The organism is Rhizobacter sp. P3_C12, assembly GCF_056402735.1.
This window is the reverse complement of the sequence record NZ_JBFUGW010000005.1, coordinates 1-23,003: the sequence shown is the minus strand read 5'-3', so window position 1 is coordinate 23,003 and position 23,003 is coordinate 1. Positions and strand designations below refer to the sequence as shown.

18 protein-coding genes are annotated in these 23,003 nt (G+C 70.1%); 5 read left to right on the top strand and 13 right to left on the bottom strand.

From position 1 onward, the window contains the following. Positions 1 to 4 precede the first annotated feature (4 nt). The 3 genes from AC1DXV_RS02030 to AC1DXV_RS02020 are packed head-to-tail and all read right to left on the bottom strand — an operon-like array spanning position 5 to position 4,952. A complete protein-coding gene (locus AC1DXV_RS02030; protein WP_477864605.1) occupies positions 5 to 595 on the bottom strand; it encodes a hypothetical protein in 591 nt (196 codons plus the stop codon). Between the two features lie 21 nt (positions 596 to 616). Continuing rightward, complete coding sequence (locus AC1DXV_RS02025) at positions 617 to 2,446, bottom strand: DUF885 domain-containing protein (RefSeq protein ID WP_477932243.1); 1,830 nt, start codon at positions 2,444 to 2,446, stop codon at positions 617 to 619. A gap of 46 nt (positions 2,447 to 2,492) precedes the next feature. Then, positions 2,493 to 4,952: a penicillin-binding protein 1A gene (locus tag AC1DXV_RS02020; RefSeq protein WP_477864603.1), complete on the bottom strand. Its 2,460-nt coding sequence runs from the start codon at positions 4,950 to 4,952 to the stop codon at positions 2,493 to 2,495. 147 nt (positions 4,953 to 5,099) lie between these two features. Here AC1DXV_RS02020 and mdeB point away from each other — a divergent pair, with 147 nt between their 5' ends. Genes mdeB through AC1DXV_RS02005 form a run of 3 tightly spaced genes read left to right on the top strand, consistent with a single transcriptional unit; the run spans position 5,100 to position 10,053 of the window. Beyond that, entirely contained in the window at positions 5,100 to 7,793 is a 2,694-nt protein-coding gene (mdeB, locus tag AC1DXV_RS02015; RefSeq protein ID WP_477932241.1) for an alpha-ketoglutarate dehydrogenase, read from the top strand. A 34-nt stretch (positions 7,794 to 7,827) separates the two neighbouring features. Next, positions 7,828 to 9,174, top strand: coding sequence for an AAA family ATPase (locus tag AC1DXV_RS02010; RefSeq protein ID WP_477864601.1), 1,347 nt, complete (start codon positions 7,828 to 7,830; stop codon positions 9,172 to 9,174). Positions 9,175 to 9,183: 9 nt separating this feature from the next. Beyond that, a complete protein-coding gene (locus tag AC1DXV_RS02005) occupies positions 9,184 to 10,053 on the top strand; it encodes an HNH endonuclease family protein (RefSeq protein ID WP_477864600.1) in 870 nt (289 codons plus the stop codon). A gap of 24 nt (positions 10,054 to 10,077) precedes the next feature. Here AC1DXV_RS02005 and AC1DXV_RS02000 read toward each other — a convergent pair whose 3' ends face one another. The 6 genes from AC1DXV_RS02000 to AC1DXV_RS01975 form a co-directional block, all read right to left on the bottom strand. Beyond that, positions 10,078 to 12,522, bottom strand: coding sequence for a DUF3772 domain-containing protein (locus AC1DXV_RS02000; protein WP_477932239.1), 2,445 nt, complete (start codon positions 12,520 to 12,522; stop codon positions 10,078 to 10,080). A gap of 93 nt (positions 12,523 to 12,615) precedes the next feature. Next, a complete protein-coding gene (locus tag AC1DXV_RS01995; RefSeq protein ID WP_477864598.1) occupies positions 12,616 to 13,341 on the bottom strand; it encodes a hypothetical protein in 726 nt (241 codons plus the stop codon). Positions 13,342 to 13,426: 85 nt separating this feature from the next. Next, positions 13,427 to 14,527, bottom strand: coding sequence for a HupE/UreJ family protein (locus AC1DXV_RS01990; protein WP_477864597.1), 1,101 nt, complete (start codon positions 14,525 to 14,527; stop codon positions 13,427 to 13,429). After that, positions 14,524 to 15,723 (bottom strand): hypothetical protein, encoded by a 1,200-nt coding sequence (locus tag AC1DXV_RS01985; protein WP_477932237.1) that lies wholly within the window; start codon positions 15,721 to 15,723, stop codon positions 14,524 to 14,526. The genes AC1DXV_RS01990 and AC1DXV_RS01985 overlap by 4 nt, the downstream gene beginning before the upstream one ends. 61 nt (positions 15,724 to 15,784) lie before the next feature. After that, on the bottom strand, positions 15,785 to 16,048 hold the full coding sequence (locus AC1DXV_RS01980) for a hypothetical protein (RefSeq protein ID WP_477865635.1): 264 nt from the start codon (positions 16,046 to 16,048) through the stop codon (positions 15,785 to 15,787). A 10-nt stretch (positions 16,049 to 16,058) separates the two neighbouring features. After that, a complete protein-coding gene (locus tag AC1DXV_RS01975; protein WP_477865634.1) occupies positions 16,059 to 17,585 on the bottom strand; it encodes a DUF4331 domain-containing protein in 1,527 nt (508 codons plus the stop codon). A 202-nt stretch (positions 17,586 to 17,787) separates the two neighbouring features. Between AC1DXV_RS01975 and AC1DXV_RS01970 the strand changes: the two genes are divergently transcribed. Beyond that, complete coding sequence (locus AC1DXV_RS01970) at positions 17,788 to 19,107, top strand: hypothetical protein (RefSeq protein WP_477865633.1); 1,320 nt, start codon at positions 17,788 to 17,790, stop codon at positions 19,105 to 19,107. 49 nt (positions 19,108 to 19,156) lie between these two features. On the opposite strand, the gene AC1DXV_RS01965 is transcribed toward AC1DXV_RS01970, so the two are convergent. Next, entirely contained in the window at positions 19,157 to 19,723 is a 567-nt protein-coding gene (locus tag AC1DXV_RS01965; RefSeq protein WP_477865632.1) for a porin family protein, read from the bottom strand. Positions 19,724 to 19,867: 144 nt separating this feature from the next. Here AC1DXV_RS01965 and AC1DXV_RS01960 point away from each other — a divergent pair, with 144 nt between their 5' ends. Beyond that, positions 19,868 to 20,218, top strand: coding sequence for a hypothetical protein (locus AC1DXV_RS01960; protein ID WP_477865631.1), 351 nt, complete (start codon positions 19,868 to 19,870; stop codon positions 20,216 to 20,218). Between the two features lie 127 nt (positions 20,219 to 20,345). Here the strand turns inward: AC1DXV_RS01960 and AC1DXV_RS01955 are convergent, their stop codons facing one another. The 3 genes from AC1DXV_RS01955 to AC1DXV_RS01945 all read right to left on the bottom strand — a co-directional run. Next, positions 20,346 to 20,882, bottom strand: coding sequence for a porin family protein (locus AC1DXV_RS01955; protein WP_477865630.1), 537 nt, complete (start codon positions 20,880 to 20,882; stop codon positions 20,346 to 20,348). A 182-nt stretch (positions 20,883 to 21,064) separates the two neighbouring features. Beyond that, entirely contained in the window at positions 21,065 to 22,582 is a 1,518-nt protein-coding gene (locus AC1DXV_RS01950; RefSeq protein WP_477865629.1) for a class I adenylate-forming enzyme family protein, read from the bottom strand. A gap of 2 nt (positions 22,583 to 22,584) precedes the next feature. Next, on the bottom strand, positions 22,585 to 23,003 hold a 419-nt coding region (locus AC1DXV_RS01945; RefSeq protein ID WP_477932235.1), incomplete at its 5' end, for an NAD(P)-dependent oxidoreductase.

Here is a 23,003-nt window from a genome sequence, read left to right as displayed (position 1 = left end):
CCCTCTATTCGCTGATGCTCATCCCGAGCGCAGCGGCCGAGCGCTTCATCCGCTCGACGCGCTGCGCCAGTTGCTCGCCCTCGCGCTGCTGCATCTCGTCGAGCGAGGTCATCAGGGCCTGGAAGCGGTCGAGATCTTCGTCGGCCTCGAACAGCACGCCGTCATCGGTGAAGGTGAGCTTGGCGCGACGCTCGTCGATCAGCTCGCACACCTCCTGCGCCGCGACGATCCAGCGCTCGCGGTTCTCGTAGAACTCGCGCTGCGCGTTGAACTGCCATTCCAGCATCGGGACGATGCGGTCGCGCTCGGCATCGCGCACGGCCTCGGGCAACGCCTCGAGCGCCTTCGCCATCTCGCCGGCGAACGCCACCATCAGCTTCTGGTACGCCTGCCGGTGCGTCGCGGTGAGCTCGCGCAATTCCTCGAGCGTTGCGATCGACGCCGCGGTGCCGGCGGGCGTCGACAGGCGCTCGGGCATCAGCACCTTGTCGAGCTCCAGCTCGGTCTGCCGCTGGTGGTAGGCCTTCGCCACCTGCATGCCGAGCTGCGAGTAGCGGCGGGCGATCTGGATCAGGGCGTCCTGGGGAATCGTCATCCGCGCATTCTCCCAGCTTGATCAGCCATCGCCATCCGGCCGCCCGCCGCCACGCGCGATCCACGCGTCGACCCGCTGCTCCAGCACCGCCAGCGGCATCGTCCCGCTGTCGATCACCACCGTATGGAAGTCGCGCAGGTCGAAGCGCGCGCCCAGCGCCTGCTGCGATCGCTCGCGCAGCTCCAGCAGCTTGCGCTTGCCCAGCAGGTAGCCCAGCGCCTGGCTCGGGTTCGAGAAGTAGCGGTCGACCTCGCTGGCGGCATTCTTCGGTTCGAGACCGGCCTGCCGGATCATGTAGTCGACGGCCTTCGCGCGTGGCCAGCGGTATGCATGGATGCCGGTGTCGACCACCAGCCGCGCCGCGCGGAACAGCTGCGCCTGCAGGTGGCCGTAGTGCTGGTACGGATCGCGGTACATGCCGAGCTGGAAGCCCAGCGATTCGGCGTAGAGCGCCCACCCTTCGCCATAGGCCACGTTCCAGCTGCCGCGGCGGCGCCAGTCGTGCAGGCCCTCGATCTCGGCCGATCGGGCGCCCTGCAGGTGGTGCCCCGGCACCGTCTCGTGCAGGAACAGCGTCTCCACCTCCCAGGTCGGCTCGCCGGCAAAGCCGCGCGCGTTCACCGTGAAGTAGCCGGGCGTCCCGAGCTCCAGCGAGCCTGGCGTGTAGTTGGCCGCCGTGCTGCTGGCCGACTCCGATGCCGACATGCCGCGCACCTCGTAGGCCATGCGCGGCACGCTGTGGAACAGCGTCGGCAACTGCGGATCGACGCGCGCCGACATCGCGCGGAAGGCGGCCAGCACCGCCTCTTCGGACGTGAAGAAGAAGCGCTTGTCGTGGCTCACGTAGTGCATGAACGCCTGCGTGCTGCCCTTGAAGCCGGTCTGCCGCGCGACCTGCGCGATCTCCCGCCGCAGCCGTGCCACCTCGCGCAAACCGAGCGCGTGGATCTTGCCGGCGTCCTGGTCCGGCACGATGCCGGTGCGGATCAGGAACTCGTAGTACGCCGCCCCGCCCGGCAGCGCCGACAGGCCGACGTCGACCGGCGCCTTCGGCCGGTAGGTGGTCGCCAGGAACTCGCGCAGGCGGCGCAGCGCCGGTTGGTAGTCGTCGCGCACCGCAGCGCGCGCGGCCTGCAGCAGCGCGTCGCGCTGGTCCTGCGCCACCGCGGGCACGAAGGCCTTGAACGGCTTCAGCAGCACGCTGCCGTCCGCATCGGCCACCAGGTGCGCGTCGATGCCGGCGATCACCCGATCGACCACGCCTCGGGGCTGCACCCAGCCCGACTGCAGGCCGCGCACGAGGAGCTGCTGCGTCTGCTCCGCCATGCGGGGCACGCCCTTCACGCGGGCGGTGTAATCGCGGTAGTCGTCCGCGCTGCGCATCGGCGTCATCTGCGCGGCCAGCGGCATCATCGACTGGATGCCCCACAGCGTGGTCAGCACCAGTTCTTCCGAATGCACGAACTGCTGCGATTCGACGGCGATGCGCATCTTGTCGAGCAGCAGCTGGCGCGAGACCAGGTCCTGGCCGCGCAGGCCGGCCGGGCTGATCGCCTGCACGCGCGCAAGCATGTCGCGGTCGTAGGCCTGCACGCGCTGCTGTTCGGCGTCGGACAGGTCGGGCAGCGCCGCGTTGTAGCCGGGGACGCCCAGCACCGTGGCCTCCAAGGGATCGCGACGGAAGTTCTCGGCGAGGTCGGTATCGAGCAGGTGGCGCAAGGCCACGGCCTCGGCCCTCTGTGGCGCAGAGGCCGCTCCCTCGGGCGCAGCGGCCGATTGCGCGTGAAGCGTGCCCACCGTCGCGATCAGCACGGCAAGCAGGGCAGGCTGCGCGGCACGCAGCCAAGTCATCGGAAAGCTCATCTTCGTCTTCTCCCAGGTCAGGTCATCGAAAGCCTCATGGGCTGCTGTCGGAAGCCGCCGGTGCCGCGGGTGGCGGCGCCGGTTCTTCATGGAATGGAACCATCGGTTGAGGGTTCGGAGGGCTCGGCTGCGGCCGGGGCGCAGGCCGATCGCCCGGCGACCTCGGCACGCCGGTCTTCGGGTCCAGGCCCATGCCGCTGAGCACCTGCCCGAGCTCCTCCGAGGTCTTGGGCGGCTGGTCGTCGGTGTTTGCCGGATCGAGGCTGCCGCCCTCGCCTTCGTTCACGCCCTCGGGCGCCGACGCCGCCGGGTCGAACGCCGGCACCGGCACGCGCGGCGGCGGGAAGCTCGCCTTCGGGTCGACCAGCCCCTTCTTCTGCGCGTCGCGGAAGAAATCGCCGACCAGCCGCACCGCGTTGTGCCCGCCCTGGCCCCACCAGCTGCTGCGCAGCGTGACGCGCGCATCGTTGAAGCCGACCCACGCTCCCGCGACCAGCTCCGGGTGCATCAGGATGAACCAGCCGTCGGTGTTCTTCTGCGTCGTGCCGGTCTTGCCGGCCAGGTCGCCGGTCACGCCGAATCGGGTGCGGATCTGCGTGCCGGTGCCGCGCGCGATCACGCCACGCATCATGTCGATCAGGTCGGTCGCGGCCTCGGGCGACATGCCGCGGCGCGGGGCCTCGCCGAACTCGGCGATCACCCGCCCCGTGCGGTCCTTGATGCGCTTGACGAACACCGGCTTGTGCACGCTGCCCACCTGCGCGATCGACGCATAGGCGTTCACCATCTCCAGCAGCGTGACCGGGCTGGTGCCGAGCGCGAGCGACGGCACGGCCTCCAGCGGGCTCTGGTCGACGCCCAGCGATTTCGCGAGCGCCACCACGCGCGGGATGCCCACCTCCTGCATGACCTGCGCGGTGATGGTGTTCTTCGACAGTGCGAGGCCGTCGCGGATCGTCATCGGCGCGCCGGTCGCGCCCGACATGTCGGTCGGCCGCCAGACGGTGCCGCCCATCGTCACCTCGACCGGCCCGTCAACGAAGGTGCGATCGGGCGTCAGCCCCGCCTCGAGGGCGGCCCCGTAGACGAAGGGCTTGAACGTCGAGCCGGGCTGGCGCTCGGCCTGCGCGACGTGGTCGTACTGCTCCTGCGCGAAATCGCGGCTGCCGACCCAGGCGCGGATCTCGCCGTTGCGCGGGTCCATCGCGACGAAGCCGGCCTCCAGCCGTGTCTTCTGCGCCTTCAGCCGCGCCATGAACGGCGCGTCGGCGCGCAGCTTCTCGAGCGCTTCGCCCGGGCCCGCGCCGGCGTCGACCGCCTGCTTGAACTCCGGCGACTCGCGCAGGAACGCGGTGACGAGGTCGCGCCGCCCGGTCCACAGGTAGCCGAACGGCTCGGCCTTGCCCAGCAGCTTCGCGTAGGCCTCGGGCGCGGTCGATACCGGCGGCAGCGCCGGGCGGCTCCACTCGACATCGGCCACCCGCTGCAGTGCATCGGCCTGCGCCTGCACGGCGCGCACGGCTTCGTCCTGCAGCCGGCTGTCGAGCGTGGTCTCGATCACCAGCCCGTCGGCGTAGAGGTCGTGCTCGTGCTCGTCGGCCCAGTCGAGCAGCCACTTGCGCGCATAGGCCGCGAAGTGCGGCGCGGTGGCCGGGAAATCGGGCTGCCGGCTCCAGTGCAGCTGCAGCGGCTGCGCGCTCAGCGTGCGCAGCTGCTCGTCGGTGATCACCTGCGCCTTCGCCATCTGCGACAGCACCACGTTGCGCCGCGCGAGCGAGCGCTCGGGGTGCTGCACCGGGTTGTAGTAGTAGGTGCCTTTCAGCATGCCGACCAGCGTGGCGCTCTGCAGCGCGTCGAGCTCGGCGGCCGAGGTGTCGAAGTAGGTGCGCGCCGCCATCTCGATGCCGACCGCGTTGTACAGGAACGGCGCGGTGTTCAGGTAGGCCTCGAGGATCTGCCGCTTGTCGTAGACGCGCTCGATGCGCATGGCCGTGACCCACTCCTTGGCCTTGCGGTGCAGGGTGCGGGCGCGCCCGACCTCGTCGGGAAACAGGTTGCGCGCCAGCTGCTGCGTGATGGTGGAGCCGCCCTGCATGTCGCCGGCGGCGCTGTGCAGCACCGCGCCGAACGAGCGGATGAAGTCGATGCCGCGGTGGTCGTAGAAGCGCTTGTCCTCGGTGGCGACCAACGCCTTCACGACGAAGGGCGAGACCTTGTCGAGCGTCAGCCGTTCCTGCTGGGCGCGCCGGAAGCTTGCGATCTGCTGGCCGTCGGCCGACAGCAGCAGGCTCGGCTGCTGCGCCTGCACCTCTTTCAGGTCGTCGATGCTGGGCGTGATGCGCAGCAGCACCGCGATGTAGATGCCGAGCGCGACTGCCGCCACGGCGGCCGCGAGCGCCGACCACAGCGCGATGCGCTTCAGGCGCTGGCGCCACGCGGGCGCCGGCTCGAAGCCGGGCACGGTGGGCATCGGGTCGGGGCGAAAACTGGGCATCAAGGGCCTTCCATACAAACATGCAGACACACCTGCACACCGTGGGCAAACGGCAGGCCGGGGTGGCGAGTCTATGCAATGTCCCGCGGGAGACGGTTTCCGTGGGTTGCTTCTATAGTCTCGGCTCCCCCGCTGCAGGACGCCCCCATGAACGGCCAGACCCCCCGCCACCTGCTCGCCCAGGCTGCGAGCGACACCGATCCGCTGGAGACGAAGGAGTGGCTCGACGCGCTGCGCGCCGCCGTCGCCGAGGGCGGCAGCGAGCGTGGCCTGTACCTGCTGGAGCAGCTGGAGGAGCAGGCGCAGCAGCTGGGCATCGTGCCGCACGTGCAGCCGTATTCGGCCTACCGCAACACCATCCCGCTGGAGCGGCAGGGGCACTATCCGGGGGACCTCGCGATCGAGGAGCGGCTCACCGCCATCACGCGCTGGAACGCGCTCGCGATGGTGGTGCGCGCCAACCAGGCCTATGGCGAGCTGGGCGGCCACATCGCGAGCTATGCCTCGGCGGCCGAGCTGTTCGAAGTGGGCTTCAACCACTTCTTCCGCGGCGACGACAGCCGCACGCCGGGCGGCCGCGACGCCGACCTGGTGTACTTCCAGCCGCATTCGGCGCCGGGCGTGTATTCGCGTGCCTTCCTCGAGGGCCGGCTCAGCGAGGAGCAGCTCGCGAACTACCGCCAGGAGGTCGGCGGCCACGGCCTGTGCTCGTACCCGCACCCGTGGCTGATGCCGGAGTTCTGGCAGTTCCCGACCGGCTCGATGGGCCTGGGCCCGCTGAGCGCGGTGTACCAGGCGCGCTTCATGCGCTACCTGGCGCACCGCGGCCTGGCCGACACCGCGCAGCGCCATGTGTGGGGCGTGTTCGGCGACGGCGAGATGGACGAGCCGGAGTCGATCGCCGGGCTCACGCTCGCCGCGCGCGAGCAGCTCGACAACCTCACCTTCATCGTCAACTGCAACCTGCAGCGGCTGGACGGCCCGGTGCGCGGCAACGGCCAGATCATCCAGGAGCTGGAGTCGCTGTTCACCGGCGCCGGCTGGAACGTCGTCAAGGTGCTGTGGGGCTCCGACTGGGATGCCCTCTTCGCGCGCGACACCCAGCATGTGCTGCTGCAGCGCCTCGCGGCCACCGTCGACGGCCAGTACCAGACGCTGGGCGCGAACGACGGCGCCTACAACGTCGAGCACTTCTTCCGCCAGGATCCGCAGGTGCAGGCGCTGGTGGCGCACATGGGCGTCGACGAGATCGATGCGCTGAAGCGCGGCGGGCACGATTTCCGCAAGCTGCATGCGGCCTTCGCGGCGGCGCGGGCGCACAAGGGCCGGCCGACGGTGATCCTCGCGAAGACCAAGAAGGGCTTCGGCATGGGCGGCGTCGGCGAATCGCGCATGACCTCGCACCAGGCGAAGAAGCTCGACGTGAGCGCGCTGAAGACCTTCCGCGACCGCTTCGCGCTGCCCCTGTCCGACGACGACGTGGCCGCGCTGCGCTTCTACAAGCCGGCCGACGATAGCCCCGAGATGGCCTACCTGCACGAGCGCCGCCGCGCGCTCGGCGGCGCGCTGCCGGCACGCAAGCCGCAGGCACCGGTGCTGCCGGTGCCGCCGCTGGCCGGCTGGGGCGGCTTCGCGCTGCAGGCCGACGGCAAGGAGATGTCGACCACGATGGCCGCGGTGCGCATGTTCGCCGGGCTGCTGAAGGACGAGGCGCTCGGGCCGCGCATCGTGCCGATCGTCGCCGACGAGGCGCGCACCTTCGGCATGGCGAGCCTGTTCCGCCAGATCGGCATCTATTCGCCGCACGGGCAGCTGTACGAGCCGGAGGATGCGGGCTCGATGCTGTCGTACCGCGAGGCGAAGGACGGGCAACTGCTCGAGGAAGGCATCACCGAGGCCGGCGCGCTCGCATCGTGGATCGCGGCCGGCACCTCGTACAGCGTGCACGGGCTGCCGATGCTGCCGATGTACATCTACTACTCGATGTTCGGCTTCCAGCGCGTGGGCGACCTGATCTGGGCCGCGGCCGACCAGCGCGTGCGCGGCTTCCTGTTCGGTGCGACGGCGGGGCGCACGACGCTCGGCGGCGAGGGCCTGCAGCACCAGGACGGCAGCAGCCTGGTGATGGCCTCGACGGTGCCGAACTGCCGTGCCTGGGATCCCGCCTTCGCGGGCGAGGTCGCGGTGATCATGGACCACGCGGCGCGGCGCATGCTGGAGCAGCAGTGCGACGAGTTCCACTACCTCACGCTGATGAACGAGAACTACGCGCAGCCGTCGCTGCCCGACGCGGCGCACGCCGACCTGTTGCGCGGCATGTACCGGCTCGCGGCGCATGCGGTGAAGAAGCCGGCGGGCCGCGTGCGGCTGCTGGGCAGCGGTGCGATCCTGCGCGAGGTGATGGCCGCGGCCGAGCTGTTGGCCGCCGACTGGCAGGTGGCGAGCGAGGTGTTCAGCGTGACGAGCTTCAGCGAGCTGGCCCGCGATGCGCGCGAGGCCGATCGGCTGGAGCGGCTCGGTGGCACGCCGGCGGTGTCGCACGTGGCGACGCTGCTGGCCGGCAACGATCCGGTGATCGCCGCCACCGACTACGTGCGCGCGTGGCCGCAGCTGATCGCCGAGTACGTGCCGGCGCGCTACGCGACGCTCGGCACCGACGGCTTCGGCCGCAGCGACACGCGCCAGCAGCTGCGCCGCTTCTTCGAGGTCGACCGGCACCAGGTGGTGCTGGCGGCGCTACAGGCGCTGGTGCGCGAGGGCAGGCTGGCGCGCGGGGTGCTGGCGCAGGYGGTGGCGAAGTACGGGGTGGATGCGGGCGCAGCGGTGCCCTGGGCGGTCTGAACAGGCCCTAGACTGCGTCCGTCGGAGACCTCGCATGTACATCAAGCAGCTGAAAATCGAGAACCTGCGCTCGCTCGAGTCGGTGACGCTGGCGCTGAACGCGCCGGGCACGCCGCAGTTGAGCCTGCCGAACGTCAACGTGATGTTGGGGGGCAACGGACTCGGCAAGACCAGTGTGCTGCGTGCCGCGGCGCTGGCCGCACTGGGGCCGTTGATGAGTTCGTCTTCCGGCTTCGTGCCCGAGTCATTGATCCGCCGCCCACCCGGTGCGAAGCCGGTCAAGGCGTCGGCACTCGACAAGCTGCCGCCGGCGCGCATCACGGCCGATGTCGCGCTGGAGTCGGGCGAGTTGCCAAGCTACGCGCGTGCGCTGGCCAAGGAGAAGCAACTGCAGATGGTGACGACGGTGACGCGCATCGGCACCACCGAGCGGCTGCAATGGAGCAGCACGCCGTCGAGCGTGCAGGGCATGATCGAGCGGCTGCAGTTCGACGACCGCGCCTCGGTCTTCTTCGTCGTCGGCTACGGCGCGACGCGCCGTGTGGAGGCGTCGATCCGGGTCGACGAGAGCGCACGCACCAAGTCGCGGCTGCGCCCCTACGAGCGCGTGTCCAGCCTGTTCGAGGACCACCTCGGACTGATTCCGTTGTCTTACTGGTTGCCGGCCTATGCCGGCAGCAACAAGGGCCGCTACGCGCAGGTCGTTGCCCTCATGAACGAGCTGCTGCCCGATGCCTGTCGCATGCAGAAGACGGCTGCCAAGACCGAGAGCGGTGCCGAACACCTGTTCACGATGAACGGCGTGTCGTTGCCGTTTCGTGCGCTGTCCGACGGCTACCGCGCCTACATCGGCTGGATCGGCGACATGCTGTTCCATGTCTGCATGGGCGCGGGCAGCGGCGTCAAGCTGCGCGATGTCAGTGGCGTTCTGCTGCTCGACGAGATCGACCTGCACCTGCACCCCGAGTGGCAGCGCGTGGTCGTGCCGACGCTGGCGCGCGCGCTGCCGAAGCTGCAGTTCATCGTGACCACGCACAGCCCGCTGGTGGTCGGCTCGCTGGAGCGCGAGAACCTGTTTGTGCTCTCTGAAGAAGAGGGTGGCACCGTGGTCAAGAAGCTGCCCGAACTCGTGCATGGCCGCAGCGCCGAACAGATCCTGCTGTCGCCGTACTTCGGACTCGACAGCACGCGCGCGCCGGACGTGTCGAAGGCCTTGTCGAAACTGGCGGCCGATGCGGTCGGTGGCGATGCGACGGCGTCGATGAAATACCTGGAACTTCTGTCAAAGGGATTGCCGAAGGCGGAGGTGCAGGCCTTGGTCAATCGCCCTGCCAAGCGCAGCACGTCGACGCGTCGCAAGGCTCCAGCGGCATCGAAGTAAGCGACCGGCATGGTCCGCTATCCCGTCGACCCGCAGCATCTGATCGACCTGATCAACGCGGAGAAGCCGAGCTGGATCGGCCGGGCGCATGCGCGCACGCAGGTCTATGCGCAAGCGCGCGACTACACGGGGGGTGCAGAGTTCTGGGGCGAGATCAAGAACGTCTACATCCGGCTGCAGCATGAGAAATGCGCCTACTGCGAAACCAAGTTGCAAGGCGCCACGCTTGCGAGCAAGGTGCATGAGGTCGAGCACTTCAGGCCCAAGAAAAGCATCAAGGCTTGGCCGGCTCCGAGCCTGACCTACCTTGCCGATTTCCAGGCGCCGTGTGCGATGGGGGCGGCGAGCGCGACCGGCTACTACCAGCTGGCCTATCACCCGTTCAACTACGCGATCGCCTGCACGCGCTGCAACTCCACGCTCAAATCCAACTACTTTCCGGTGCGCGGGACGCGGCAGGTCCACGCAGCGGATCCTATGCAGATGAGCGGCGAGTCGGCCTTGCTGGTCTATCCGCTGTCGACCATCGATGAAGACCCGGCCGACCTGATCGCGTTTGACGGAATCGTCGCCGTCCCCAGGCAAGGCCATGGCCCCGGGTTCGAGCGCGCGGTGACGACGATTGCCTTCTTCCAGCTGAACCACCAGGACCTGACGACCCGCCGCGCACCACTCCTGTCGCAACTCTGGCTCCAGATGGACTCGTTGGCTCATGCAACGTCCGGCCGGCGCAGGCAACTGTCGGCATCGATTGATGCTGCGTGCAGCCCGACACGCGAGTTCAGTGCCTGCATGAGTTCGTTCCGGGCGCTGTATGCTGCCGATCCCGTCAAAGCCAGGATCCTTGGCGAGCACGCACTCGTGCTCGCGACGACCTGAGCATGACCGGCCTGCCGAGGCGGGTCATTCGGGCGGCGGCGCCTCCCTCAGCACCATCGCCGCCGGCTTCGACATCGGCACCCCCGCCTCGCGCAGCCCGCCCAGCACCGTGAACAGCAGCGCGCTCTTCACCGCATACGACTGCCGCGGCGACACCACGTAGCCGGTCGCGTTGAACACCAGGTTGCCGTTGTCGAAGCCGTCCAGGTAGACCTTCGGCGCCGGCGTCTCCAGCACATCGTCGTGCTCGATGAAGGCCTGCAGCAGCAGGTCGCGCACGCGCTCGGTGTCGGTGTCCAGCGGCATCGGCAGCTTGATCTGCACCAGGCCCAGCGGGCTCGCGAGCGTGACGTTGCGCACCGTCTTCGTGATGAACTCCGAGTTCGGCACGATCACCGTCGAGCGGTCGCCCATCTGGATCTCGGTGGCGCGCACGTTGATGCGGCGGATGTCGCCCTCGATGCCGCCGAGCGTCACCCAGTCGCCCACCTTCACCGGCCGCTCGGCCAGCAGGATCAGCCCCGAGACGAAGTTCGACACCACCGCCTGCAGGCCGAAGCCGATGCCCACCGACAGCGCGCTCGCGATCCACGCGATCTTGTCGAGCGCCAGCCCGATGGCCGACAGCCCGAACGCGATCGCGAGCACCGTGCCGACGAAGCCGAACAGCGTGGTGGTCGAGCTGCGCATGCCGGCGTCGAGCCGCGTGGTCGGCAGGAAGCTGCGTGTCAGCCAGCGCTTGAGCGCGCGCACCGCCAGCAGGCTGAGGCCGAACACCAGCAGCGCGCGCAGCACCGCGATCGGCCGCACCTGCAGCTCGCCGACCGCCACGCCCACGTCGAGCTGGCCGAGGCGCTGCCACAGGTCGCCCGGGCCCTCGCCGAACGGCGCGAGGATCAGCACCAGCGCCACCAGCAGCACCGCGAGCTGCAGGCCGCCGGCGCCGATCACGGCCACCTGGTTGCGCAGGTGCGAGGGCGACACCGCGGCATCCGAGTGCGCCTCGATCGCGCCGTCGGGCTCCTCGGCGTCCGGATCGGTGAGCGGCGGCGAGCGCACCCAGGTGTCGAAGACATCGCCCACCAGCAGGTTCAGCAGGTAGGCGGTCAGCGAGACCGCGAACACCCAGACGACCTGGCGCGCGACGAAGCCGCCGAGCGCGACATAGCCGATCACGATGCAGACGACGCTCGCCACCAGCGCGAGCCACACGCCGCCCAGCATCAGCGAGACCCACAGCGGGCGGGGCAGGGTGTCGAGCGGCGATGTCGGCTCCGGCTGCGGCTCGACCGGCGCCGCGGCCAGCGCCGCGCGCCGCAGCCGCTCGCCGGTGCGCAGGCTGCGGCCGACGACCAGCGCCAGCACCAGCGCATAGACGCAGTTGATCGCGACCTCGGCCGCGAGATCGGCCTGCGCCAGCACCGCGAGCCGCTGCAGCAGCCAGCCGGCCAGCGTGACGCTGCCGATCACCACCGGTTGCCGGCGCAGCGCATGCGCCAGCGCATCGGGCATCGGCAGCAGCCGCCAGGCCGGCTGGTCGGCCGACAGCAGCGCGCGCCCGAGGCCGGCGAGGTAGGCCGAGAACAGCACCGCGCCGACAAAGCTCGCGAGCAGGCCGTGCAGCGGCTCGGGCACCGGGCGCTGCCAGTTCAGGCCGAGCGCCAGGCCCCAGGCGACGGCGCCGGGGACGAGCATCCACAGCAGCGTTTGCGCCAGGGCGTACAGCGTGCGGCGCACCCGTGCGGCCGGCGAGTGGCTGGCGACCAGCCGCGCGACAACGCGGCCGAGCGCGATGCGCAGTGCGATGCCGATCAGCGCGACGCCGAGCCAGGCGAGCCACGCCGCGGCCGACATGCGGGCGAAGGCCGCGGCGAGCTGGCCCTGCCATGGCGAGGGCGTCGCTTCGCCGGGCGAGAGCAGGTCGCGCAGGTCGTGCCAGAACGAGGGGCTGAGCAGTGCATCGGTGCGCTCGAACAGGTGCGCCTGGAAGCGCGAGCGGCGCTGCCGCGCGGCCTGGTCGGCGAGCTGCAGGCTCTCGACCGACAGCAGCCGCGCCAGCTTGATGCGCGCGTTCAGGGCCTCGGTGGTCTTCTGCAGGCTGCCACGCTGGGTCGCGACGTCGCTGTCTTCGCGGGTGCCGTCGGGTGCAGTGCCAAGTTCGGTCAGCCGTGCCTGGGCGCGTGCGAGTTCGGGGGCCTGGGCCTGCGCGATCTGCTCGGCGTTGTGCTGGATCTCGAGCAGCGCGTCGCGCATCGCGACCAGTTCGGCATCGGGGCTGTCGGCCTGCAGGCGCTTCTCGATCGAATCGACGCGCAGGCGGGCGGTCTCGAGCACGGCGTCGGGGTCGTCGGCGGGCTGGGCGCTCGCGGTGACGGTGGCGGTGAGGACGCCCAGTGTGAACAGCAGCGTGAGCAGCAGGCGCCGCGTGATGCGTGTCAGAAAGGAAACAGCCTGCGGTCGGCCTGGCATGCGATCGGCTCCATTCGAAAGGGCAGCGGGAGCGCGCATCCTGCCACCACGCCACGAGGCTTGGCAAACGCCCTCCGGTTTCCGACGCGCCCGTCAGGAGGTGAGCGAATCGCTGATCAATGAATTGGCCATCCAGCGCAGGAGTTTGCGTGTCTTGTCACGCGTGCCCTCTTTGGCGGGTTCGAGCGCGCGATAGCCCGCCTCCATGCGGATGCGAAGGTTGACCGAAGCTCGAGCTGCGTGACTGAAGGAACGAATCTGCAGCGCGACGCGATCAATGGCCTCGGATCTGTCCAGCGAGGGGCACGAGCCCAGCGCCTGTTCTTCGGCGAGGATGGACGTTCGGAGCAACAGGCGAACGAGGGTGGCGACCGCGCGGGCGGTTGCGTCTGCGTCTGCGCTCGACCGCAGGTCCGCGGGCACAGCCGTGTTACGGGCCCGGTTGATGATTTCGATAACTTTGGGAGGGGGGTTGGCGCGTGCGAGCTTGTTCAGGTGTGCGATTGCCCGTCCATTGATCTTCGTCAGTTTCAGGGATCGCGCGTCGCCGCAGAGACGGCTTGCTTTAGTGAGCTTATTGGCTGTCTGGCGACAGATCGTCCAGTGCCTGGCATGGACAGCCTCGAGTGCGGTGACGGTGGCTGGGGTTTTGGGCTGGGTGACGAGATTGTGTTGGACCAGCGTCGATGCAGATCGCGTGGCCTCCTTCTTTCTCGTTGCGATCGGGCTCGTCGGTCGGGCCATCTCCGTCTGACCGCCGACCAGCACGGCGGTGGCGATGGTCAGTGCGCGCGTGGGCGAAAGGAGGGCTGTCTTCATCTCGTCTCCCCGGCGAGAGGGTCCCGCACAGCATGCTATCGGCGGGGCCGGCACCGAACTGAAGCCTGCCTTCGAGCAACTCCGCTCATTGGAACTGCCCGAGCTTGATGTCGAGGGAACGTTCGACGAGCCAGGCCGTGGCGACCAGCACGATCAGCGCCGAGCCGCCGCGCAGCAGCATCTGCCGGTAGAAGCGTGTCGTCCGCAGCGTCCAGACGGTCGTCACGAAGACGGCGACGATCGCGAGCTGCCCCAGCTCGACGCCGAGGTTGAAGCCGAGCAGCGGCAGCGCGAGGGCGCCCTGCGTGAGCCCGGCATCCTTCAGCGCGCCTGCGAACCCGAAGCCGTGCACCAGCCCGAACGCGAAGGTCAGCTTCCAGCGGCCCTCGCGCACCATCGGCACCAGGTTGTTCAGCGCCGCGAACACCACGCTGGCCGCGATGACCGATTCGACCCAGCGCGACGGCGGGTTCACGAGGTCGAAGGCGGCCAACGCCAGCGTGATCGAGTGCGCCACGGTGAAGGCGGTGACGACGCGCAGCACCTCGGCCAGCACCGGCCGCAGGCGCGGCGATGCCAGCACCGCCGGCAGCAGCAGCGCGAGCAGGAACAGGATGTGATCGCTGCCGATCAGGATGTGGTGGATGCCCTCGGTGACGAAGCCGGGGAGGGCGGGCTCGGCGGCCGTGCCGAAGCTGCGCGGCGCATCGCCAGGCACCAACACGGCGGTCTCGTCGCGACCCTGCTGTTGCACGCGGACGATGCCGCGGTGCGTCGGGTCGCTCTGTGCGAACAACTGGTAGACCAGCGTCAAGGACCGGACCGCCGCGGGGCAGGTCCAGCGTCGCGTCAACACCGCATAGTGGCCGTCGCTGTGCTCGTCGAGCTGCTGCGCGTCGAGGGCGCCGGGCGCGCACGGTGCGCCGTCGGCCTGCACCGACAGGCCTTGCAGCGACAGCCGGTCGATGTCGGCCCAGCGCGTGCGCACCTCGCCCCAGGCGAGTTGACCGTCGTCGTCGGCATCGAGCGCGAGTTCGCGTTCCAGGTCGCGCAATGCGATGTCGAAGCGCTGTTCCACGACGGCCCCATCGACTTTCAGGTGGACATAGGCGTCGCTCGGCTTGTGGGCTTGCGCGATGAGCGGCAGCAGGCCCAGGCACGCGATCAGCAGGTGGCGCGCGTTCATGAACCGCTCCCCGCCAGCGCCTGCAGGCGCGCATCCTGCCAGCCGGTGTCGCGGGCCCGTTGCCACACCGGCTGCGCCGCCTGCGGTTGCTGCGCGGCCAGCGCGGCGCGTGCCAGCAGCAGCGCGTCGGCCGGTTCCTTCTGGACGGCCCAGTTCGCCTGCGCGCTCGCCAGTGCGGCGGGCGCGTCGCCCAGCAGGTCGAGCTCGTAGCGCGCTTGCTCGCGCCGGTGGCTGCGGTCGCCGCGCAGGCGGGCCGCATCGAAGCGCGCGGCCAGCGTGGTGATGGCCTGCGGCGCGCGCGGATCGGCGCTGCGCTTCCACGCGATCGCCAGGCGCAGCAGCAAGGCGTCCGCATCCTCGCGGCCGGCCAGCAGCGCTGCGGTGTCGCGCTCGCGGTGCTGCGCCAGCAGCCAGTCGGCGTACGCGGCCAGTGTGTAGACATCGGGCAGCGGTGACGCTGCGATCGCGCGCTGGTACAGCGCATCGGCCGATGCATCGCCGCGGCGCTCGGCCAGTTCGGCCTGCACGAGCGCCAGCCAGCCGGTGTCGGCGTCCGGGTGCCGGGCCAGTGCGGCCAGGGCTGTCGCTGCGGTGGCGGCTTGGCCTTGCAGGCTCATCAACTCGGCACGGCAGACCTGCGCCGGCAGCTGCACCGCGCTGCCGAGTGCCGTGTAGTGCGCGCCCAGCAGGCGTTCGCAGCCGGCATCGGCCTCGCGCCAGCGGCCCTGCACCTGCAGCACCGAGGCACGCGTCAGCTCGGCCTGGGCCTGGAGGGCCAGCGACACCGGCTGCGGACCGGGCTGCAACAGCGCGTCGAGGTCCTGCAGGGCCGGCCCGAAGTCGTGCTGGCTCTGCCGCACGATCGCGCGCAGGAGGCGCACCGGTGCCGGAGGGTGAGGCAGGGTCCACCACGCCGCCAGCGCCGCCTGGGCCTGGCCGAGTTCGCGCGGGTCGCCGTCGCGGCGGGCGCGTTCGATGGCGTCGCGCGCCAGCCGCGTCGCGAGCTGCAGTTCGGCCGGGTGCTGGCGCAGCTGCTCGCGCAGCGCGCGTTGCTGCTGGCGCTCGGCGCTGTTGCCGATGCGGGCCGGCAGGCGTTCGACGAGGGTGTCGTCGCCGGCCGGTGCGAAGGGGGCGGCGTGGCACAGCGCGGCATGCAGCAGCGCGACCGGCCACCACCGGAAGATCGAGTGAAGCATCGTCACCTCGCCATGGAAGATGATCCGTGGCCCGGATGGGCGTCCGGGCCACGGGTGCCGGTCAGAGCGTGGCCGGTTCGTCGGTCTCGCTGGTCGGCACGCTCGTGAGGGCGTCCAGGCTCAGCGGCTCGCCGCTGTCGGACGCCACGTTCACCCGCGCCGCTGCGTACTCGGTGTACGCCGCCGGCGTGGCAGCCGCAGTGACGGGCACCGCGGTTTCCTCCGGGGCCGGCGCGTCGCCGCCGGACCCTCCGCCACCGCCGCACGCTGCCAGCAACGCGGCACCCGCCAAGCTCGTGCCGAGCGCTTGAAGAAGCTTGTTCATGCCATGCTCCTCAATGCGTGCCGCCGATGGGCGTGTACAGGTACGGGAAACCCGGCAGCAGCGGCGCCACGGCCTGGTCGACCGCGTCGTGCAGCTTCAGCGAGGTGGCCCCCAGCGGCACATTGGCCGGCTTGCAGTTCACGCCGAAGCCGAACTTGTCGGTGTCGCCGTTGGCCATGCACAGCCCGCCCATCACCGCGACCAGCGAGACGTCGACCACGTCGTCCTTCGGCCGGCGGCCGTTCGGGAAGCCCGCGTTGTCGGTGCCGCCGGCGAGGATGTTGCCGACGATGCCGAGCCGGTTCTGGTCGGCGAAGGCCACCGGTGCGATCGCGGTGTTCAGCCGCAGCATCTCGGCGGGCGTCACGCTCGCCGGCTGGTTCACGCCCTTGATGCCGGTCAGGAAGGCCGTCGCGAGGTCGGTGCGCGGCAGGTTCTTCGGCGCGGTGCCGGGCAGCTTCAGCGCGATCTCCAGCAGTGCGGGCAGCGTCGGGTTCGTGACGTAGGCGGCGAACTGCGCGTCGTCCTTCGGCTTCGAGCCGTTGAAGCGGTCCTTGTCGGGCAGGCCGATCACCACCTCGTTGACCAGCGGCATGCCCAGGCGCGAGACCTGGGTCCAGGCGCCGCCGGCCTTCTCGGTGGTCTGGTGGCCGGCCTTCGGCGTCGGGTCGAGCAGGCGCACCTGGCGCAGGCTGGCGCTGGTCCAGCCGCCGATCACCGGCTCGGTGCCGGCGGTCAGGCAGCTCTTGTGCACCTCGAGCGCGAGCGTCGTGACGTTCTTGTCGTCGATGGTGTTCGGCGCCGCATTGATCAGGGCCGGGTCGGTGATCACGGCCACCGGCGCGTTGACCAGGTCGAAGATGGTGCCGAGGTTGACCGCGAACGGATCCTTGCGCTGGCCGGCGAACACCTTGCCCGGCATCGCGCAGCCCGGGATGTTGACGGTGTAGATGTGCCTGGCCGCATAGGCGGCGTAGTCGGGCAGGGTCTTCACGCCGATGTTGTCGACCGGCTTGTCGAAGGTGGCACTGCCGCCGGCCGCGTTCGTGATCGCGTTGCGCCGGCCGCTGCGGCGGTCGCCGCGCACCACGTCGACGGTGTAGGTCTCGGTGAGGTTCAGCGCGGCCGAGCGCACGTCGGTGACCGGCCCGGCCTGGATCAGCGGGATCGCGACGCTCTTGTCGCCGATCGGCAGCTTGACGTTGTTCAGCGTGTTCCTGAAACGGAACTGGAAGCTCAGGTCTTCCTTCGCGTCGCCGTTGTTGTCGATGTGGATCTCGTACAGCGCGTTCGGATCCATCGAGAAGTAGTTCGGTCCGCCGTAGGCGTCCTGCAGCGGCAGGTAGTTCGCGATCAGCGTGACGTAGTCGGCGCGGTCGGCCTCGTAGCTGCGGAACATGTAGAAATCGGTGGCGTCGACCTTGGGTTGCGTGGTGATGAACGGCGCCTCGCGGTGGCTGGAGGCCTGGGCGGCGGCGCACAGCGCGAGGGTCGCGGCCAGCGCGAGCGGCGCGCTGCGCAAACGGGTGGGTGTCATGGCTTCTCCTGGTGTGTTGGCATGGCAGCCGGCGGGATGCCGGCTGACCTGCGTTTACGCCGCGACGGAGGTGGTGGACGCAGCGCGCCGTCTCGACGCTCTGCCGGTGGGGGCTTGCATCCAATCGGCACGAAGCGGCGTAGCGGGCGCGCCTGGAAAGTACCGATGTGAAATCGATTTCAACGCCCCTAGCATCGCGGCCATGCCGATCAAATCACTTGCCGCCTGCGCGTCGCTGCTGGCCCTGCCGCTGCTTGTCATGGCGGCACCCGTCACGCTGCGCATCGCGCCGGATGCCCCATCGCCGGGGCCCATCGTGGCCGCGCCGGCGATCCTGCGCGGCTACAACATCGGCAACTGGATGCAGATCGGCGAGTTCGCCCGCGAGATGCGGCAGGCACCGGCGGCGGCGCTGCGCTTCCCGGGTGGCAATGCCGGGGACGACGAAGACCTCAACGGCACGCGGCTCGACCTGTTCAAGACCAACCTCGACCTGCTGGGCGGGCCGGCGCCCGAGTTGCTGATCCAGACGCGTGTGTTCCAGGGCGGCCGACCCGGCGTGGTCGCGGCGAACACGCCCGAAGACGCTGCGTCGGCGGTGCGCCTGGCGCGCGAACGCGGGCTGAAGGTGCCGGTGTGGGAGATCGGCAACGAGCCCGACCTGTTCGCCGTCACGCGCGGCGACGCGAGCTGGACGCCGGAGCGCTACTGCGAGGTCTTCCGCGCGCAGGCCGCGGCGATCAGGCGCGAGGATCCGCAGGCGCGCATCGCCGGCCCGGCGGTCTCGGGCGCGATGCCGATCGCGCCGGCGTTCGCGCGCCGCTTCATTGCGCTGTGCGGCGACGTGGTGGACGTGCTGACCTGGCACATCTACCCGACCGAAGGCACCGGCTCCGAGGCGGCCGCGCTCGCGAGCATCGACGAGGCGACGCGCTGGCCGGCCGAGTACCGGCGGCTGCTGGCCGACCCGGCGAGCAACCCGCTCGGCCATGCGCGTGCGATCGAGCTCGGCATCACCGAATACGGCCTGTCGTCGCGCTCCGACGGCCAGCGCTTCATCGGCGAGCAGGTCGGCGCGCTGTGGGCCGCCGAGTTCGCGCTGCGCAGCGCCGAGGCGGGGCTGCGTTTCGCGCACTACTTCGCGTACCAGGGGACGGGCTTCCACGGCCTGCTCGACAGCGGCGGGGCGCCGCGGGCGACGTACTACGCGTTCCGGCTGCTCGCGCCGCTGCAGGGGCGCTTCATGCCGGTGGCCGCGAGCGATGCCGGCGTGTGGAGCCATGCGCTGGTCGATGGCGACACGCTGACGGTCGTGCTGATCAACAGCGACACGGTGGCGAAGCCGCTGAAGACGAGCCTCGCGTCATGGAAGCTGGCTGGCGGGCAGTCCTTCGATGCGCGCGTGGTCGACAAGGAGGCGGCGTTCAGGCGCATCCAGCCGGCTGCGGCGGTGACCTTGCCTGCGCGCTCGATGACGGTGTTGCGCTATCAGCGTGGCGAGGCGCAGCGCACAAAAAAATAGCCGACCCCGCATCGCGCGAGGCCGGCCCGATGCCGCAGGGTCAGCCGGATCAGAAGTTGTAGGTGGCGCCGATCGTGTACAGCGTGGCCTTGATGGCTTCGTTCCCCAAGGCTTTTCGGGTGTAGTCGATGGCGGCGTTCACCGTGATTTCCTTCGTCAACTTGTAGCCGACGCCGGCGCCGATGTAGGCGTTGGTGCTGGTGTCCGAGTCGAAGAACGAGAAGCTGCCTGCGGAGCCGCTCGTCTTCAGCTTGTTGCGCGCGAGGCCGGCGCGGACCACACCGTTCCAGTCGGGCGTGAAATCGCCCAGCAGCGCGAGTCCGACGCCGAGGGCCGACAGATTCGCATTGGCGGCGACATCGAAGCCGCTGGTGTCTCCGCTGACCCTGCCCTTGACGTTGCCGTAGTCGGCGTAATGCGCTTCGACGGCCACGTTCTTGGTCAGCTTGTAGCCGCCGAGCAGCTTGAAGCCGGTGTCACCCTCGTCGCAGCTGACGCCGCTTGCACAACGGAGATTGAGGTGCGAGCCGCCCGCGGCCACGCCGATGTAGAGGCCTTCGGCGTGTGCGCCGACGCTGCCGGCCGCGATGAGGGCGCTGAGGAGAAATTTCTTCACGGTGAATCCTGTGCTGTTTCGGGGAGTCGCCCACGCGCGGAAGCGGCGGGGTCGGCGCGGTGAGTAACCTGACGCAGCGGTTCGTTCCCACCGGCAGGCCGCAGATCTGCTTCCATCCTTCACCCACCCTGTACAGTTCGACGGATGCGCCTCCTCCTGACCGCTCTCGCCGCCCTCACGCTGTTCGCCGGCTCCGCCCAGGCGCTCACGCTCGATGCGAAGAAACTGGCCCGCTACGATGCCAGCTACCAGCGCTGCGAGGCGCTGTACCCCCAGATGAAAGGCCAGCGCGATGTGGCCTACCTGCGGATGTACCACGTGGCGGAAGACGAGAAGATGCTGGGCAAGCTGGCCGCGCTGCGCAAGAGCAGCGCCTACCTGGCCGAGCAGAAGCGCCTGAAGAAGACGCCCGCGCCGCCGGCCTCGGCCGCGTCCGGACCGCTGGCCCAGCAGTGCCAGGCCCTGTGGGGCGAAGCGCAGCGCGCAAAGAAATAGCCGGACCGAAGCGTGCCAACGCACGCGAAGAACGGTTCGATCCAGCGGCCTCCGTGGATCCGGCTCCGCCGGTCCACTGGAGGCGCCCCCTTGAGGGGGAGGCGCGCAGCGCCTCGGGGGTGGGATATCAGAAGTTGTAGTTGACGCCGATCGTGTACAGCGTGGCCTTGGCCTTGTCGCCGCCGATCTCGCCTTCGGTGTAGTCGACGGCGGCGGTCAGCGCGACTTCCTTGGTCAGCTTGTAGCCGACGCCGGCGCCGACGTAGGCCTTGGTCTTGCTCTGCGAATCAGAGGCCGCGCCCTCCAGCTTCACCTTGTTGCGTGCGAGGCCGGCACGCACCACGCCGTTCCAGTCGGGCGTGAAGTCGCCCAGGTACGCCGCGCCGAGGCCGAAGCCCGACATCTTCACGTCGATGGAGGCGGCGCCGACGCTGAGCTTGGCCTTGCCGAAGTCGGCGTAATGCGCCTCGACGGCGATGTTCTCGGTCAGCTTGTAGCCGCCGAACAGCTTGAAGCCGGTGTCGCTCTTGTCGCAGCTGGTGGTGCCGGCGCAGTCGACGTCGGTGTTGGTGCCGCCGGCGGCCACGCCGACGTAGATGCCTTCGGCGTGCGCGCCGACGCTGCCGGCCATCGCGATGAGGGCGGTGAGGAGGATCTTCTTCATGGGGAATCCTGTGTTGTCTCGGAGGGGTGAATCCGGCCGTTGACTGCTGCCGGCGCCACGGGCGGAACCCTTGGCGGGCGGGATGCTACGTGTAAACCCGCCCTTCGCATCCGTGACTTCCGGATACCCGACGAACTTGTCCGCCTTTCACACGGCTGCAAGAAATCGCACCGGCTTTGTGCTCAGCGCCAGCGCTCGCGCAACTCGCGCTTGAGCACCTTGCCGATCGCGCTGCGCGGCAGTTCGTCGACGAAGCGCACGCCGGCCACGCGCTGCGTCTTGCCGACACGGGCGTTCAGCCAGTGCTTCAGATCGTCGGCCGTGGCGTCGTCCGCACCCGCGTCCGCACCCGCGCGGCGCACGACGAAGGCCACCGGCGTCTCGCCCCACTCGGTGGACGGCACGCCCACCACCGCCGCATCGGCCACCGCCGGGTGCTCGCGCAGCACCGCCTCGAGGTCGCTCGGGTAGATGTTGAAGCCGCCGCTGATCACCACGTCCTTCTTGCGGTCGAGCAGCACCAGGAAGCCGTCGTCATCGAAGCGCCCGACATCACCGGTGCGGATGAAGCGCTTGCCCGCCGCATCGAACCATTCGGCCTCGCGCGTCTTCTGCGGCTGCCGGTGGTAGCCGAGCATCATCCCGGGCGAATGGCCGACCACCTCGCCGGTGGCGCCGACCGGCAGCTCGCGGCCGTCGTCGTCGATCAGCCGGATGTCATGCCCTTCGGCGGGACACCCGACCGTGTGCAGCTTGTCCGGGTGCTCGTGCGCCGCGAGGATGCAGGTGCCGCCGCCCTCGGTCATGCCGTAGAACTCGACCAGCCCGCCCGGCCAGCGCGCCAGCACATCCGCCTTCAGCGCGGCGCCGAACGGCGCGCTGGTGCAGAACTTGTTGATGAAGGCGGAAAGGTCGTGCTGCCCGAAAGCGGGGAGCGCCATCAGCCGCTGGTACTGCACCGGCACCAGCATCGTGTGCGTCGCGCGGCGCCGCGCGGCCAGCGCCAGGTAGCCGGCCGCATCGAACTTCTGCATCAGCACGGCGCAGCCGCCATAAGCCAGCGTCGGGAAGAACACCACCAGCGTGGTGTTCGAGTACAGCGGCGTCGCGAGCAGCGTGACGCCGTCGGGCGTGTAGCCGTACTGCCGGCCACGCTGCACATGCGACCAGCGCATGCCGTGCGATTGCACGATGCCCTTCGGCACGCCGGTGGTGCCGGACGAATAGATGATGTTGAACGGCGCGTCGGGCGGCAGCGCGGGTTCGTCCACGCGCGTGCCGGCCGGCGCGAGCCAGCGCTCGAAGGCCGTGTCGTCGTCGAGCGGGATGCGCGAGCCTTCGGAGGCCGCGATCAACGCGCCGGCCGCGGCATCGACGAACAGCGCGCGCGGCTGCGCGTCGGCCAGCATCGCGGCCAGGCTCTCGGCCGTCGACGACGGCGCGAGCGGCGCGACGACGACGCCGGCCCGCAGTGCGCCGAGGAACACCGCCGCGTAGCGCATCGAGGTGCCGGCGCACACCGCGACCGCCTCGCCCACCTGCACGCCGTCGCGCTGCAGCGCGGCCGCGATGCGGTCCATCAGCGCATCGAGTGCGGCATACGACAGCAGCTCGCCGCCCTGCGCCAGGGCAGCGTGCGCCGGCCGCGCCTGCGCATGGGCGCGGATCTGCGAGGGGATCGTCTGGAAGGCGTCGTCCATCGTCAGTACCCCGCCGAGCGATCGACGGCATGCCGCGGCAGCTGCCCGTCGCGCACGCGGCGCAACGCATCGAGGCACTGCGCCGCGACGGTGTCGAACGAGGCCTGCGCCGCGATGTGCGGCGTCGCGACCACCTGCGGGTGCTGCCACACCCAGTTCGACGGATCGGGCGGCTCGCGCTCGAACACGTCGAGCGCGGCACCGGCCAGGTGGCCTTCATCGAGCAGCGCGCGCAGGTCGGCCTCCACAAGGTGCTCGCCGCGGCCGACGCTGACGACGAACGCGCCGCGCGGCAGCTGCGACAGCGTCGCCCGGTTCAGCAGCCCGCGGGTCGCCGGCGTCAACGGCAGCGTGCAGATCAGCACGTCGCTGCGCGCGAGCAGCGCCGCGAGGCCGCCCTCGCCGCCGAACACCTCGACCC